The 13,351-nt window shown below is 71.2% G+C and carries 15 protein-coding genes and 1 pseudogene; 7 read left to right on the forward strand and 9 right to left on the reverse strand.

The window, feature by feature from the left end; all coding sequences use genetic code 11:
• Positions 1 to 767, forward strand: a pseudogene (locus tag AC3WPZ_RS10665) (hypothetical protein); the annotation flags it as partial.
• A 110-nt stretch (positions 768 to 877) separates the two neighbouring features.
• On the opposite strand, the gene lplT reads toward AC3WPZ_RS10665, so the two are convergent.
• A complete protein-coding gene (gene lplT, locus AC3WPZ_RS10670; RefSeq protein ID WP_492439482.1) occupies positions 878 to 2,149 on the reverse strand; it encodes a lysophospholipid transporter LplT in 1,272 nt (423 codons plus the stop codon).
• Between the two features lie 212 nt (positions 2,150 to 2,361).
• On the opposite strand from lplT, the gene alr reads away from it, so the two are divergent.
• Positions 2,362 to 3,477: an alanine racemase gene (alr, locus tag AC3WPZ_RS10675; protein ID WP_492439484.1), complete on the forward strand. Its 1,116-nt coding sequence runs from the start codon at positions 2,362 to 2,364 to the stop codon at positions 3,475 to 3,477.
• 102 nt (positions 3,478 to 3,579) lie between these two features.
• Here alr and AC3WPZ_RS10680 read toward each other — a convergent pair whose 3' ends face one another.
• The 5 genes from AC3WPZ_RS10680 to AC3WPZ_RS10700 form a co-directional block, all read right to left on the reverse strand.
• Positions 3,580 to 5,124 carry an ArnT family glycosyltransferase gene (locus tag AC3WPZ_RS10680; protein ID WP_492439486.1) on the reverse strand — a complete coding sequence of 515 codons (1,545 nt, stop codon included), beginning with the start codon at positions 5,122 to 5,124 and terminating at the stop codon, positions 3,580 to 3,582.
• Between the two features lie 10 nt (positions 5,125 to 5,134).
• Complete coding sequence (locus tag AC3WPZ_RS10685) at positions 5,135 to 5,497, reverse strand: SMR family transporter (RefSeq protein WP_382163338.1); 363 nt, start codon at positions 5,495 to 5,497, stop codon at positions 5,135 to 5,137.
• A 19-nt stretch (positions 5,498 to 5,516) separates the two neighbouring features.
• Positions 5,517 to 6,989, reverse strand: coding sequence for a UbiA family prenyltransferase (locus tag AC3WPZ_RS10690; protein ID WP_444687933.1), 1,473 nt, complete (start codon positions 6,987 to 6,989; stop codon positions 5,517 to 5,519).
• Between the two features lie 132 nt (positions 6,990 to 7,121).
• Positions 7,122 to 7,514: a hypothetical protein gene (locus tag AC3WPZ_RS10695; RefSeq protein ID WP_492439488.1), complete on the reverse strand. Its 393-nt coding sequence runs from the start codon at positions 7,512 to 7,514 to the stop codon at positions 7,122 to 7,124.
• Positions 7,511 to 7,939, reverse strand: coding sequence for a tellurite resistance TerB family protein (locus tag AC3WPZ_RS10700; RefSeq protein ID WP_444687934.1), 429 nt, complete (start codon positions 7,937 to 7,939; stop codon positions 7,511 to 7,513). The genes AC3WPZ_RS10695 and AC3WPZ_RS10700 overlap by 4 nt, the downstream gene beginning before the upstream one ends.
• A 101-nt stretch (positions 7,940 to 8,040) precedes the next feature.
• Here AC3WPZ_RS10700 and AC3WPZ_RS10705 point away from each other — a divergent pair, with 101 nt between their 5' ends.
• A complete protein-coding gene (locus AC3WPZ_RS10705; protein WP_492434641.1) occupies positions 8,041 to 8,928 on the forward strand; it encodes a LysR family transcriptional regulator in 888 nt (295 codons plus the stop codon).
• On the opposite strand, the gene AC3WPZ_RS10710 is transcribed toward AC3WPZ_RS10705, so the two are convergent.
• Genes AC3WPZ_RS10710 through AC3WPZ_RS10720 form a run of 3 tightly spaced genes read right to left on the reverse strand, consistent with a single transcriptional unit; the run spans position 8,909 to position 10,918 of the window.
• On the reverse strand, positions 8,909 to 9,550 hold the full coding sequence (locus AC3WPZ_RS10710; protein WP_492439490.1) for a Pr6Pr family membrane protein: 642 nt from the start codon (positions 9,548 to 9,550) through the stop codon (positions 8,909 to 8,911). The genes AC3WPZ_RS10705 and AC3WPZ_RS10710 overlap by 20 nt on opposite strands.
• Before the next feature lies 1 nt (position 9,551).
• A complete protein-coding gene (locus tag AC3WPZ_RS10715; protein ID WP_382322759.1) occupies positions 9,552 to 9,761 on the reverse strand; it encodes a hypothetical protein in 210 nt (69 codons plus the stop codon).
• Positions 9,762 to 9,772: 11 nt separating this feature from the next.
• Complete coding sequence (locus AC3WPZ_RS10720) at positions 9,773 to 10,918, reverse strand: AI-2E family transporter (protein WP_444688141.1); 1,146 nt, start codon at positions 10,916 to 10,918, stop codon at positions 9,773 to 9,775.
• Positions 10,919 to 11,088: 170 nt separating this feature from the next.
• On the opposite strand from AC3WPZ_RS10720, the gene AC3WPZ_RS10725 reads away from it, so the two are divergent.
• Genes AC3WPZ_RS10725 through AC3WPZ_RS10740 form a run of 4 tightly spaced genes read left to right on the forward strand, consistent with a single transcriptional unit; the run spans position 11,089 to position 13,328 of the window.
• Positions 11,089 to 11,508 carry a CopG family transcriptional regulator gene (locus AC3WPZ_RS10725; RefSeq protein ID WP_382322760.1) on the forward strand — a complete coding sequence of 140 codons (420 nt, stop codon included), beginning with the start codon at positions 11,089 to 11,091 and terminating at the stop codon, positions 11,506 to 11,508.
• Between the two features lie 40 nt (positions 11,509 to 11,548).
• Entirely contained in the window at positions 11,549 to 12,184 is a 636-nt protein-coding gene (locus AC3WPZ_RS10730) for an extracellular catalytic domain type 1 short-chain-length polyhydroxyalkanoate depolymerase (protein WP_492439492.1), read from the forward strand.
• Positions 12,175 to 12,654 (forward strand): CE1 family esterase, encoded by a 480-nt coding sequence (locus AC3WPZ_RS10735; RefSeq protein WP_492439494.1) that lies wholly within the window; start codon positions 12,175 to 12,177, stop codon positions 12,652 to 12,654. The genes AC3WPZ_RS10730 and AC3WPZ_RS10735 overlap by 10 nt, the downstream gene beginning before the upstream one ends.
• Complete coding sequence (locus AC3WPZ_RS10740) at positions 12,651 to 13,328, forward strand: hypothetical protein (RefSeq protein ID WP_492439496.1); 678 nt, start codon at positions 12,651 to 12,653, stop codon at positions 13,326 to 13,328. The genes AC3WPZ_RS10735 and AC3WPZ_RS10740 overlap by 4 nt, the downstream gene beginning before the upstream one ends.
• Positions 13,329 to 13,351: the final 23 nt, after the last annotated feature.

Raw genomic sequence — 13,351 nt, forward strand, 5'->3', positions numbered from 1 at the left:
CCCCCCAGCACCCGCCCCAGGTCGCGCCCGGCGCGGGGGCCGACCGGGGTTTTGCCCTGACCCAGCCCTATGGGGCCTTGCTGCCGCTGCCTGCTGTGGCGCCGGCCGCGCGCGTCGGCCGGCGCCGCTCGCCCGACACCGAGTTTCCGCCCACGCGGCCGCTGGTGCGCGGCGAGGTGGTTGCTGCTGCTCCCGCGCGCGGCAGCGCCGTGCCAGCGCCCGCGCCGGCCGCACGCCCTGGCGTGATGCGCATGACCGACTTCGGCAGCCTCGAAGACCTGCCCGCGCCGGCCGCGCCCCGCACCCGCTCACCCAAGTCCCGCCTCAGCGCCGACAAGGCCGCGCCCGCGCCCGACGTGCCGCGCGGCGACATGCTGCTGGTCGCCGAGAGCCTGGTGGAAGGGCGCATCCTGCTCAAGCGCTTCAAGAAGTACGGCCTGACGGTGGACTGGTCGCGCGAAGGCGCGCAGGCGCTGGTGATGCTCAAGGCCCATGCCTACCGCGTGGTGGCGATCGACCGCCTCAAGGGTGAGCCCGACGCCAACCACATCTGCCGCGCCGCCAAGCAGACCAAGGGCCCCAAGGGCGCACCGGTGGTGATCATGTTCGCGCCCACCGCGGGCAGCATGGACCGCATGAAAGCCGGTCTGGCCGGCAGCGACGCCTACCTCTCACGCTCCGTGGGCGAGGCCGAGCTCTACAAGGTGCTGGCCCAGCACCGCCTGGTGAGCCTCAACGGTTTCGCGCCCACCAACGTTGGGTTTTAGGAAGCACCCCCGCCGCGCTTCGCGCGACCCCCTCCAGGGGGCAACACCAGCGGCCCGGCAAAGCCGGTTCCGCGGTGTTTCTGGACGGGCGTCACTTCGCGCGTTGCGCCTCAACCGTGCAGGTCGTCGCGGCGGGCGATTTCCAGCAGGCGTTCCAGTTCGTGCGGGTGCGTGCGCTGGTTGTGGCGGTGCCACAGCGCGATCAGCGCCATGCAGCCAGCCACCAGCACGCCGAAGGCCGTGATGGCCGCGAACGCCGACCAGCCCATGCCGGTGGAGAAGCTGTAAAGCGCGCCCAGGCTCAGGATGCAGGCCTGCTCGTTGAAGTTCTGCACCGCGATCGAGCGGCCCGCGCCCATCAGGTTGTGGCCCCGGTGCTGCAGCAGCGCGTTCATCGGCACCACCAGGAAACCGCCCAGGCCGCCCAGCAGCACCAGGAAGGGCGCGGCCACCCAGACGTTGTCGATGAAGTTCATCAGGATCACCAGCACCCCCATGGCGATGCCCAGCGGCATCACGCGCGTGGCCTGGTCCAGCCGCATGCGCATCGACGCGACCACCGCGCCCACGGCGGTGCCCAGCGCCACCACGCCCACCAGCGACGAGGCCTGGGTGGTGCCATAGCCCAGCGCGGCGCCGGCCCAGGCCAGCACGATGTAGCGCAGGTTGCCCGAGACGCCCCAGAACAGCGTGGTGGTGGCCAGCGAGATCTGGCCCAGGCGGTCGCGCCACAGGCGGCTGTTGCAGCGCCAGAAATCGGGCAGCAGGGCCAGCGGGTTCTTCGGCATGGGCCGCGGCGTCACGCCGGTGAGCGGAATGCGCGTGTTGAACCAGGCCGCCAGCGCGTACACCAACACGAGCGCGGCCACCGCCGCTTCGGCCGCATGGTGGATGCCGGGCAGGTCGAGGGCCAGCAGCCGGGCAGAGATCCAGGGGCTCACCAGCTGGCCGCCGAGCAGCACGCCCAGGATGATGGAGGCGATCGTGAGGCCCTCGATCCAGCCGTTGGCCTTGACCAGCTGCGAGGGCGGCAGCAGCTCGGTGAGGATGCCGTACTTGGCCGGCGAGTAGGCCGCCGCGCCCAGGCCCACCAGGGTGTAGGCCAGCAGCGGGTGCACGCCCGCGAGCATCAGCAGACAGCCCGCGACCTTGATGGCGTTGCTGATGAACATGACCTGGCCCTTGGGCCTGGCGTCCGCGAAGGCGCCGACGAAGGGCGCGAGCACCACGTAGAACAGGGCGAAGAGCGGCACCAGGGCGGCGCTCTGCCACTCGGGTGCGCCGCGCGTGCGGAGCAGTTCGATCGCGGCCACGAACAGCGCGTTGTCCGCCAGCGAACTGAAGAACTGCGCCGTCATGATGGTGTAGAAGCCGCGCTTCATGGAGATGATTTTGTGTGCCGGGGCGTTTCAGCCAGGGGGAGCTGAGCCGATGCACCGGCCTTTTTTGTGCGACAGTTGACGGGTCTCCAGACGATGCCGGGTTATAGCACGCCACCCTGAAAATACCGGGGCGGGTTCCACCGGGTTTTCACCCGGCAGTCCAACCCGCGACTTCCCGCACGCTCCCTCGACGAAGACCGCACCCTGCCGCCATGCCCCGTCCCATCCTTGCCACCGTCCATGCCGACGCCCTGCAGCACAACCTGGCGCGCGCGCGCCACTTCGCGCCCGATGCGCGCGTGTGGGCCGTGGTCAAGGCCAATGCCTACGGCCATGGCATCGAGCGCTGCTTCGACGCGCTGCGCAGCGCCGACGGTTTTGCCCTGCTGGACCTGGCCGAGGCCGAGCGCCTGCGCGCGCTCGACTGGCGCGGCCCCATCCATTTGCTCGAAGGCGTGTTCGAGCCGCGCGACCTGGAGCTGTGCTCGCGCCTGCACCTGTGGCACACGGTGCACTGCACCGAGCAGGTCGACTGGCTGGCCGCGCACAAGACGCAGGTGCCGCACCGCATTTTTCTCAAGCTCAACAGCGGCATGAACCGCCTGGGGTTCACGCCCGCGGCCTTCCGCAGCGCCTGGGCGCGGCTCAACGCGCTGCCGCAGGTGGACGAGATCTCGCTCATGACGCACTTCAGCGACGCCGACGGCGCGCGCGGCATCGCGCACCAGGTGGCCGCGTTCGAGGCCGCCACCGCCGACCTGCCCGGCGAGCGCACGCTGTGCAACAGCGCGGCCATCCTGCGCCACGCGAAGCTGGCGCTGCGCGGCGCGCAGAGCCTGTCGGCCGACTGGGTGCGCGAGGGCATCGCGCTGTACGGCAGCGCGCCCGATTTCCCCGAAAAGCGGGTGAGCGATTGGGACCTGCAACCGGCCATGACGCTGTCCAGCCGGGTGATCGGCACGCAGACGCTGCAGGCCGGCGATGCCGTGGGCTACGGCTCGACGTTCACGGCCGAGGGGCCGATGCGCATCGGGGTGGTGGCCTGTGGTTATGCGGATGGTTATCCGCGGCACGCGCCCACGGGCACGCCGGTGCTGGTGGATGGGGTGCGCACGCGCCTGATCGGGCGGGTGAGCATGGACATGATCACGGTGGATCTTTCTTCCGCTCCGTCCGCGGGGATCGGGGCGGAGGTGGTGTTGTGGGGGCGGGCCTCGTCGTCTTCCGGCGAGGTGCTGCCGATCGATGAGGTGGCTTCTTCCGCGGGCACCATCAGCTATGAGTTGATGTGCGCGGTGGCGCCTCGGGTTCCGTTTGCGCTCTCCTGATGTAAGGTTTTTCTTTCGTGGCGAGCCGGGTCTCGGCCCGGCCACACGGCACAGGCGGGATCGGAATCGGGGGGCGGGCTCCCCCTCATTCGTTCTGTTGCTTCAGCGGCCTGGCGAGCAGTGCTTGAACCCGTAGCGCTCGCAGAAGGGGCTGCCGAGGATGGGCAGCCATGTCGGGATGTCGTGGAATTCGCGCGCGACTTCGGCGAGCACGGTGTCGTGGAAGGGCTGGTATTTGAAGCCTTGGCCATCGACGGCGTAGAAGGCGACGCCGTCCACCTCGAAACGTTTGGCGCTCACGCGCTCGAAGTAGGGTTCGAAGTCCGCCAGCTGGGGTTCGTCGTAGAGGAACACGCGGATGGGTTGGCCGTCGTACCGGCGGAAGTCGATGATCTGGTCGTCCTGCCGCGCATGGTGTTTGCCCACGCCGAAGACGGGCACGTATTGCTTGTGGTGGAAGGCGAGCATGGCCGCCGGGTTGTAGGTGCGGCCCATGAGGGTGGCGCCCGCCGGCAGGTCTTTCTCCAGCGCGGCGACCACGGCGGCGGTTTCGCGCAGGAAGACCGCGCGGTCGTAGATCTTGAAGGGCTGCCACCAGGCGAGCGGCGCCCAGGCGATGGCGGCGACCACGAGCAGGTGGGGCACCGAGAGCGCCACCGTCCACGTGAGGCAACGGCGCAGCGCGCGCGGATCCAGCCGCAGGCCGGCCCAGACCACGAACAGCGGCACGAAGCCCAGCACCCAGTGCAGGCCGATGGTGCGGCGCGTGCTCAGCAGCGCGAACAGGATCAGCGGGAACAGCCACAGCACGGCCAGGGTGCGGGAGGTGGTGGGCGAGACGCCGGGCGCCACGCGCGCGGCGGCGGCGCGCCACAGCAGCCAGGGCGTGAGCAGGTAGAGCGCCATCGCGAGGTACACACCGAAGGTCTCGAACGACCAGGCCGAGCCTTCGTTGCGGTTGAACACGTTGAACATCACGTTGCTCCAGCCGTGCGTGGCGTTGAAGGCGATGTTGAGCGCGATCGAGGGCAGGGCGAGCACGAAGATGAGGAACGGGGCCCACCAGCGTTCGCGCCGCCAGCCGAAGCAGTGCGCCGCGTAGGCGAAGCCCAGCAGCGCCGCGAAGTACTTGGAGAGGAAGGCCAGGCCGAGGAAGGCGCCGGCCAGCGCGTACCAGGGCACGCTGGCGCGCTGCGCGCTGGTGTCGGCGCGCAGGTAGCACCAGGCCGAGAGCACCATGAAGAAGATCAGCGGCGTGTCGGTGGTCACCAGCACGAACATCCACGACCAGGGCATCGCCAGGTAGACCGCGCCCGCCAGCCAGGCGCTGGCCTCGCGGTCTTCGGGCAGGAAGCGGCGCAGCAGGTCCACCACGCCGAGCGCGATGAGGCTGGTGAGCAGCAGCGTGAAGCTGCGCAGCGCCAGCGGGTGGTCGCTGATCTGGCGCAGCGCCGCGATCAGCCAGCCCACCATGGGCGGGTGGTCGGAGTAGCCCCAGGACGGGAACACGCCCCACTGGTAGAAGAAGGCCTCATCGCCGGTGATGGGGAAACCGGCGGCGATGACCAGCTTGAGCAGCAGGGTGGCGGCGAACGCGACCCAGAAGATCTGGCGCGAGGTGTGGGCGGAAAACTCGGAAGCGTGCATGGTCAGGGGGTCAGGCGTCCAGGGCGAGCAGGCTCACGCCCACCACGATCAGCGTGCAGCCGGCCACGCGCAGCCACGAGAAGGGTTCGCCGAGCCAGAGCACGCCCAGCGCGAGCGTGACCACGAAGCCCAGGCTCACCAGCGGGTAGGCCACGCTCACGTCCAGCCGCGAGAGCACCCACAGCCAGAGCACGGCGCTGGCGCCGTAGAGCATCAGGCCGACCCACACCAGCGGGCTGCTGAGCGCCTGCAGGTAGGTGCCGCCGACGTCGGCGGCGGCGCTGGGCGCGCCCATGCCGCGCTTCATGGCGATTTGCGCGGCCGAAGACAGCAGCACGCAGAACAGGGCCAGGCCCAGGGCGATGGATTTCATGGGAGGGGGTGTCCTGGGTTCAGAAACCGACGGTGGCCACGAAGCCGATGCCGCCCATCACGAGCAGCGTGGCCCAGCTGAACGGGTCTTTCAGCGCGAACTGCAGCGGGTCCTCGCCGTGCAGCTCGCGCCGCCCGGTCTTGAGCCAGATGCGCATGACCCACAGCAGCAGCACGGGCGCGGCGGCCCACAGCCAGTCGGCGTGGGCGTAGAGCTTCTGGCTGTTCTGGCTGTCGATGTAGAGCGTGAGCACCAGCACCGCCATGAAGCCGCTGGACATGCCCATGGCGCGCAGCGAGGCCAGGTCGCGCGGCTGGTAGCCCCGGCCGGGCGCGAGCGTGCTGCGGTCGTCCGCCAGCTCTTCGAGCTCGGCGCAGCGCTTGACCAGCGCCAGGCTCAGGAACAGGAAGATCGAGATCGCCAGCAGCCAGTTGGACAAGTCCACCCCCGAGGCCACCGCGCCCGCGCCGATGCGCAGCGTGTACAGGCCCGAGAGCACCAGCACGTCGATCAGCGCCAGCCGCTTGAGGTACATCGAGTAGGCGAGCGTGGTCACGGTGTAGGCCAGCAGCATCACGGCAAAGCCGATCGAGACCGCGAAGGCCAGCACGAAGGCCAGCACCAGCATGACCGCGCCCAGCCCCACGGCGGTGGTGATGCCGATGGCCCCCGAGGCCAGCGGGCGGTTGCGCTTGATGCGGTGCGCGCGGTCGTTGGGCAGGTCCAGCAGGTCGTTGACCAGGTAGGTGGCCGAGGCGCACAGGCCGAAGGCGATGAAGGCGAGGAAGACCGCGCCCCAGAGCGCCGGGTCCAGCGAGTGCGCCGCCAGCAGCGGGATGAACAGCAGGCCGTTCTTGGACCATTGCTTGAGCCGGATCGCGCGCAACACGGTCTTGAGGCTCAGCGGCTCGCGTTCGAACACCCGCGCCTGCGGGTGCGTGCGCTGCAGCGAGGCCACCACGCCGCTCGGGGCGTTCACCGCCACCGCCTCGGCGCTGCCGGCCCACACGTCGAGGTCGTCGCGGCTGTTGCCGGCGTAGGCCCAGCTGCCGTGCCCCTGGGCGCGGGCGTGGGCGTCGATCGCCGCGCGCTTGTTGCCGCGGCTGAGGTTGATGCCGTCGGCCTGCGCGTTGGTGCCCAGGCTGTCGTCGAACACGGCCAGGTGCGAGGCCACGTCCTGCACGATGCGCGCGTCGGCCGCGCTGGCGAGCACCAGGGGCCGGCCGCGCGCGTGTTCGTCGCGCAGGTACTGAACGAAGGGCTCGTTGTAGGGCAGGCGCGCGGGGTCGGGCCGCACCGCGCTGGCCAGCCGCTGCTTGAAGCCGGCCTTGCCCAGCGGGAGCCAGGTGAGCATGCGCAGCAGGTTCAGCGGGTTGGCGCGCACGAACAGCATGGCCGATTCGTGCAGGGTGTCGCTGCGCGTGAGCGTGCCGTCCAGGTCCACATAGAGCGGGCAGGCATCGGTCGGCGCGGGGGTGGTGTTGGGCGTCAAGGTGTGCGTCCAGGGAAGTGTGGGCCGATTTTAGGGGTCGGTCCTCACTTCCCTCGTGACGCGCCGGCCCGTTTCTCCCCGGTCCGTGCATTGCGCACGCTGCTGTGGTTTCGGCGCGCCGCGCCCGGGGGCTCAGCCCCTGACGGGTCGCGGCGGCAGCTTCAGGCGGCCGGCCAGCCAGTGCAGCGCGATCGCCGGCACCAGCAGGCACAACAGGCCCAGCGCCCAGGCGATCCACACCAGGGGCGTGACCCAGGCCATCAGGCCGCTGCCCGAGGGCAGAACCTGGCCCAGCCACTGCACCAGGCCCAGCCACGCGCCCTGCATGGTTTTCACCCAGGCCGGATCGACCCACAGGGCCAGCCAGTCGGGCACCGGCCATTGGCCCGCGGCGGTGGCCAGGTCGGTCGCTTGGCTCGTGCCCACCAGGGTCAGCAGCCATTCGGTGATCTGCACCGAGGCCGCGGCCAGGCCGGTCCAGCACAGGGCCAGCAGGCCGAACACCCCCCAGATGAGCGGCTTCATGACAGGGCTCCCACCGACCAGGCGACCCGGCGGGTCGCCGGCTGCTGCCGCCAGGCCCGGGTGAAGGTGTCCAGCAGGGCGGCTTCGCCATCGGCCTCGTGGCCGTCGGCCTGCACGATGGCCTGGCACAGGTCCACCACCAGCGTGCGCAGGGCGGGGTCGCGCACCTCGCCCAGCAGCTGCTGGCGCAGGGCGTCGTCCATGTCGGCCGAGCCGCTCCAGCGGCCCTGGGCGGCGGCCAGCAGGTCCTCGCAGAAGTGGTCGAGCACGGTCTTGAGGGCTCTGGCGCTCAGGCCCAGCCGGCGCGAGGCGCGGATGCGGTCGAGCGCGCGGATTTCGGTCAACGAGTAGTTGCCGTCGGCCACCAGGGCCATGGCCAGCAGGCGCGCGGCCGCCTGCGGGCTGTTGGTGGGATAGGTGCGCATGGGCGTCGATGTCCTTGGAGAGGGAAAGCCTCGACGATACGCAGTTTTGAACTTCGCAAAAAGCAGCAAATCAGAGAAGCAATATCCTAAAAATACGAAGCATGGATCCGGAACTCAACTACAAGCACCTGTATTACTTCTGGGTCACGGCCAAGGAGGGCGGCATGTCGCACGCGGCGGCCCGCCTGGGCATGGCGGTGCAGACCGTGAGCGCGCAGGTGCGCCAGCTGGAGCAGTCGCTCGGCCACGCGCTGTTCAAGCCGGCCGGGCGCGGCCTGGCGCTCACCGAGGCCGGGCAGACCGCGCTGGCGCTGGCCGAGCAGATCTTCTCGCTCGGCGAACAGCTGCGTGGCGCGGTGAGCGATGCCGCCAGCCAGCAGCGGGTGCGCCTGGTGGTGGGCATCTCCGACGGCCTGCCCAAACTGGCGGTGCGCGAGCTGCTCGCGCCGGTGCTGACCGAAGCGAACCTGCGCCTGCTCTGCCACGAGGACAGCTTCGACGACCTGCTGGCCGCGCTCGCGCTGCACCGGCTCGACGTGGTGCTGTCCGACCGGCCCGCGCCGGCCAACCCCAACCTCAAGCTGTACAGCCACGCGCTGGGCGCCTCGCCCCTGGGCTGGTACGCGCCCCCGGCCCTGCTGGCCCAGGCGCGGAGCGACTTTCCGCGCGGCCTGTCGCAGGTGCCGGTGCTGCTGCCCACGGCGCAGTCCTCGGTGCGCCTGCGCATCGACCAGTGGTTCGAGCGCCAGCGGGTGGCGCCGCGCGTGGTGGGCGAGTTCGAGGACAGCGCGCTGTTGGCCACCTTCGGCGCCTCGGGCATGGGCGTGCTGCCGGCCGCCGAGCGCATGCGCGAGCAGCTCGCGCAGGCCTATGGCCTGGCCTGGGTCGCGCCCTGCGACGGGGTGCAGGAGCATTTTTATGCGATCGGCACCGCGCGCAAGGTGCAGCACCCGCTGGTGCAGTGCCTGCTCAGCGCGGCGATCGCCTGAGCCGCCCGCGGGCGACCGCCACGAAGGCCAGACCCACCAGCAGGAACACCACCAGCAGGCCCAGCGCGTTCAGCAGGGTGCGTGGGTAACCCAGCGTGGCCACGTCGATGAACGGGTAGGGGTAGGTCCCGAGCCAGAGGCCGCGCAGCAGCGCGTAGCCCAGGTAGGCCAGCGGCCAGGCGGCCCAGGCCAGCGGCGCGCGCCAGGCCATGTGGGCGGGCGGCACCGCCAGCCACCAGTGCAGCACGCCCAGCAGCGGCACGGCGTAGTGCAGGGTGATGTCGGCCAGCTTCTGCAGGCCCTGCGGATCCCACACGTGGCGCAGCAGCAGGTGGTAGGTGAGGCCCACCAGCGCGATGTTCACGGCCACCGCCGTGGCGACCCCGGGCCGCCGGAACCAGCGCCCGGCGGCGTTGCCCGGCCGCCAAAGCGCCAAGCTCAGGCTCACGGCCACCAGCAGGTTGGTGAGCACCGTGAAATAACCGAGGTAGACCACCAGTCCGCCCAGGGGCGTGCCACCTTGCGCGACGACCAGCCGCAGCGAGAGCCACAGCTGCAGGCCCAGGCCGAACCAGGCGAGTGCGGCCACCAGAAGGCTCAGGCGCGGGTGGCGCCAGGGCATGTCAGCGCGCGGCCGGGGCCGTGTTGGCGGCGCAGACGAAGACGCATCCCGGCGGTGTGCGGCCGACGAAGCGGCCGTCGGGGCACTGCAGCACATCCTGCGTGCACATGATGGGTGAGCGCTCGCTCGCGGGCGGTGTGGGCGTGGTGGTGGAGCAGGCGGCCAGCCACGGCAGCAGCGTGGCGATGCAGAGCGCGAGTTTTTTGTTCATGGGCTGCAGGGTCAGCGCGGTTCGCCGCCGGTGTCAATGGGCGGGGCGGGCGGCGCGATGGCGGGTGGGGCGGCGGGCTCCGTGGTGTCGATGCCGAAGGCGGCCGCGCGCGCGCGCACCCGGGTCGCGGTCTGGATGTCCCAGACCGCCACGAACATCGCGGCGATCACCGGACCGATCACGAAACCGTTGATGCCCATGACCGCGATGCCGCCCACCGTGCTGATCAGCACCAGGTAGTCCGGCATGCCGGTGTCCTTGCCGACCAGCAGCGGGCGCAGCACGTTGTCGACCAGGCCGATCACCAGCACGCCGTACAGCGCCAGGCCCACGGCCTGCCAGACCTCGCCGGTGGCGAACAGCCAGATCGCCACCGGGCCCCAGACCAGGCCCGCGCCCACCGCCGGCAGCAGCGAGAGCACCGCCATCAGCACCGCCCACAGCAGCGCGGCGTTCACGCCCAGCACCCAGAACGCCAGGCCACCCAGCGCGCCCTGCACCAGCGCGACCACGAGGTTGCCCTTCACGGTGGCGCGCAGCACGGTGCCGAACTGCTCCAGCAGCTCCTGCTTGTCGTCGGGCGGCAGGGGGATCGCCAGGCGGATCGAGCGCACGAGGGAGCCGCCGTCGCGCACCAGGAAGAAGGCCAGGTAGAGCGCGATGAACAGGCCGATCACCAGGCCCAGCATGTCCTGCCCCAGGTTGAAGGTCTGCGTGGCGATGAACTGGCTGCCCTGCGTGAGCGCCTGCGTGAGCTTGCGCTGGATCAGGTCGAAATTGCCCAGGCCGAAGCGCGCGAGCAGGTCGGTGAGCCAGTCGGGCAGGGCGTTGAACACGCCGCGCAGCCACTGCGCGGGCTTGATCTCGCCCGACTCGATGCGGGCGTAGAGCTGGCTGGCCTCGCGCGTCAGCGAGGCGGCCACCAGCACCGTGGGCAGCACCACGATCACCACGGCGGCCAGCATGGTGGTCAGCGCCGCGAGGTTGCGGCGCTGGCCCATGCGCGGCAGCAGCCAGCGGTTCAGCGGGGCGAACAGCAGCGCGATGATCGCGCCCCAGAGGATGGTGCCGTAGAAGGGCAGCAGGATCCAGATGAAGGCGACCGTCACCGCCCCCAGCAGCACGCGCAGCATGAGCGAACCGGAGACCGGCGACATGGACGGCGGGCTGGGGCGGGGCGGCTCGGGCGTCTGGGCCGGTGGCGCTTCGTTGGAAGGTGGCATGGGCGCTGAGGGGAGAAAAAGGGTGCTCAAAGTATGGGGCCGATTGCGCCACCCTTGGAAAGCTGTTTAAATGCCATCCATATGGAATCCATATGGATGGTGAAATGACCGACCGAACCCTCGAACCCAAGCCCCGCATCGGGGACTCCGAAAAGATGACCGTGAACCTCGGCGTGGTCGATCTTGGCCAGGTGGACCTGCTGGTGCAGGAAGGTTTCTATTCGAATCGGTCCGACCTGGTCCGCACGGCGGTGCGCAACCTGCTGACCCAGCACGGCGACACCTTGCGGCAGACCGTCGCGCGCCGCACCCTCACTTTGGGCCTGCAGCACCTCGGCCGGGCCGATCTCGAGCGCGCCGTGGCGGCGGGCGAGCGCCTGCGCGTGCAGGTCGTGGGCCTGGCGCGCATCGACGACGACGTCACGCCCGAGCTCGCGCGCGCCGCGATCGAGTCGGTCTCGGTGCTCGGCGCCTTCCACGCCAGCGCCGCGGTGCGCCGCGCGCTGGCCGACCGCACCGTCTGAACCGGTTTTTTTCCTCTGTCTTCCTCCTTCGAAAGCGCCCATGACCCCCCATCCCACGATCCCGGTGAGCGTGCAGCACACCATTGAGCAGGCCCTGGCCCGCGCCGGGCTGGACGGTCGCCCGGGCCCGTTGCAGGGGGTCACCGACACCATCCGCCAAGCGCTGGCGGGCGCCGGTCTGGCCGACGTGTTCGCGCCGCGCCGCCCGGCCCCGTCCCCCACGGCAGCTGCGGGCGCCGAGGTCATCGACGTCGTCGCACGCGACCCGGGCGAGGGCCAGTTCCTGCGCCGCCGCTTCACCCATCCCACCGGGTCGCGCGACTACAAGCTCTACCTGCCCGCCGCGCGCGCCGGCGCGGCCAGCGCCGCGCCCCTGCCGCTGGTGGTGATGCTGCATGGCTGCACGCAGTCGGCGGACGACTTCGCCGCCGGCACGCAGATGAACCGCCTGGCCGACGCCCAAGGTTGTCTGGTGGTCTACCCCGAGCAGCCCGCGGGCGCCAACCCATCGCGCTGCTGGAACTGGTTCCGCGCCGAGGACCAGGGGCGCGAGGGCGGCGAGCCCGCGCTCATCGCGGGCATCGTGCGGGCCGTGGCGGCCGAGCACGCGGTGGACCCGCGCCGCATCTTCGTGGCCGGCCTCTCGGCCGCCCGGCCGGCGCGGCAATGGCGGTGATCCTGGGCGAGACGCACCCCGATCTGTTCGCCGCCGTGGGCGTGCATTCGGGCCTGCCCTACCGCAGCGCGAGCGACATCCCCTCGGCGCTGGCCGCGATGAAGGGGCGGGGCGCGGCCGCGCCGCCGCCCACCGGGCGGGCCGTGCCCACCATCGTCTTCCATGGCGACCGCGACCACACCGTGCAGGCGCGCAATGGCGAGCGCGTCGTCGAACACGCCGCCCAGGCCCACGGCCCGCAAGGCCTGCACGTCCACACCGAGACGGCCACCGTGCCCGGTGGCCGGCGCTACACCCGCACCGTGCACGCCGACGCGGCGGGCCGGCCCTGGGTGGAGTGGTGGACCCTGCACGGCGCCGGCCATGCCTGGTCGGGCGGGCATGCGTCGGGTTCGTACACCGACGGCAGCGGCCCCGACGCCTCGGCCGAGATGCTGCGTTTCTTCCTGGCCCAGTCGCCCGCGCCATGACGCCGCCACGCCCGTCCTCTGCGTCGCTGGCCGCGCGCGCCGGCCTGCTGCTGGCCCGTTTCGACGGCGCGGTGATGCGTGTCGAGTCCACCCGGCCCATCGCCGAGGGGTCTGGGGCTCGCCATGCCCTGGCCCCCGCCACCTGGGCGGCCCTGCAGGCGTGGTGCTTCACTGGCGCGCGCTTTGCGCTGGCCACGCTGGCGCAGGGGCCAGCGGCCGAGCGGGCCGGGCTGGTCGAGGCGTTCTCGCGCCGGCTCGACGGCAGCGAGCAGCTCGCCGCCGCCGGTGGTGCGCTCGCGGGCCTGCTGCTGCGCCTGCGCGTGAAGGGCCAGGACGCGATGTGGTGGCGCCAGCGCCAACCCTCGGACCCCTGGGACGCCGGTTACCTGATCGGCGAACCGCAGGCCCTGCGCGCCTTCCGGCCGCGCCGCGCCACGCTGATGGTGGCCGAGCCCGACCTGGACGGGGCCGCGCTGAGCGAGGCCGTGCAGACCCTGGCCGCGAACAGCGCGGGCTTTCACCAGCCGGTGCGGCTGCTGGTGTTGGGCCGCAGCATCGACGCCCGGGCCTGGTCCAGCACGCCGAGCAATTCCGTGGCCATCACCGAGATCGCCTGGCCTTCCGAGGCCGTCGGCCCGGCCGCGAGCGCCTCCACCGCCAGCGCCAGCCGGTAGGCCCGCTCCAGGGCCTCGGCCAG

Source organism: Hydrogenophaga sp. FW305-3-2-15-A-LB1 (assembly GCF_058787875.1).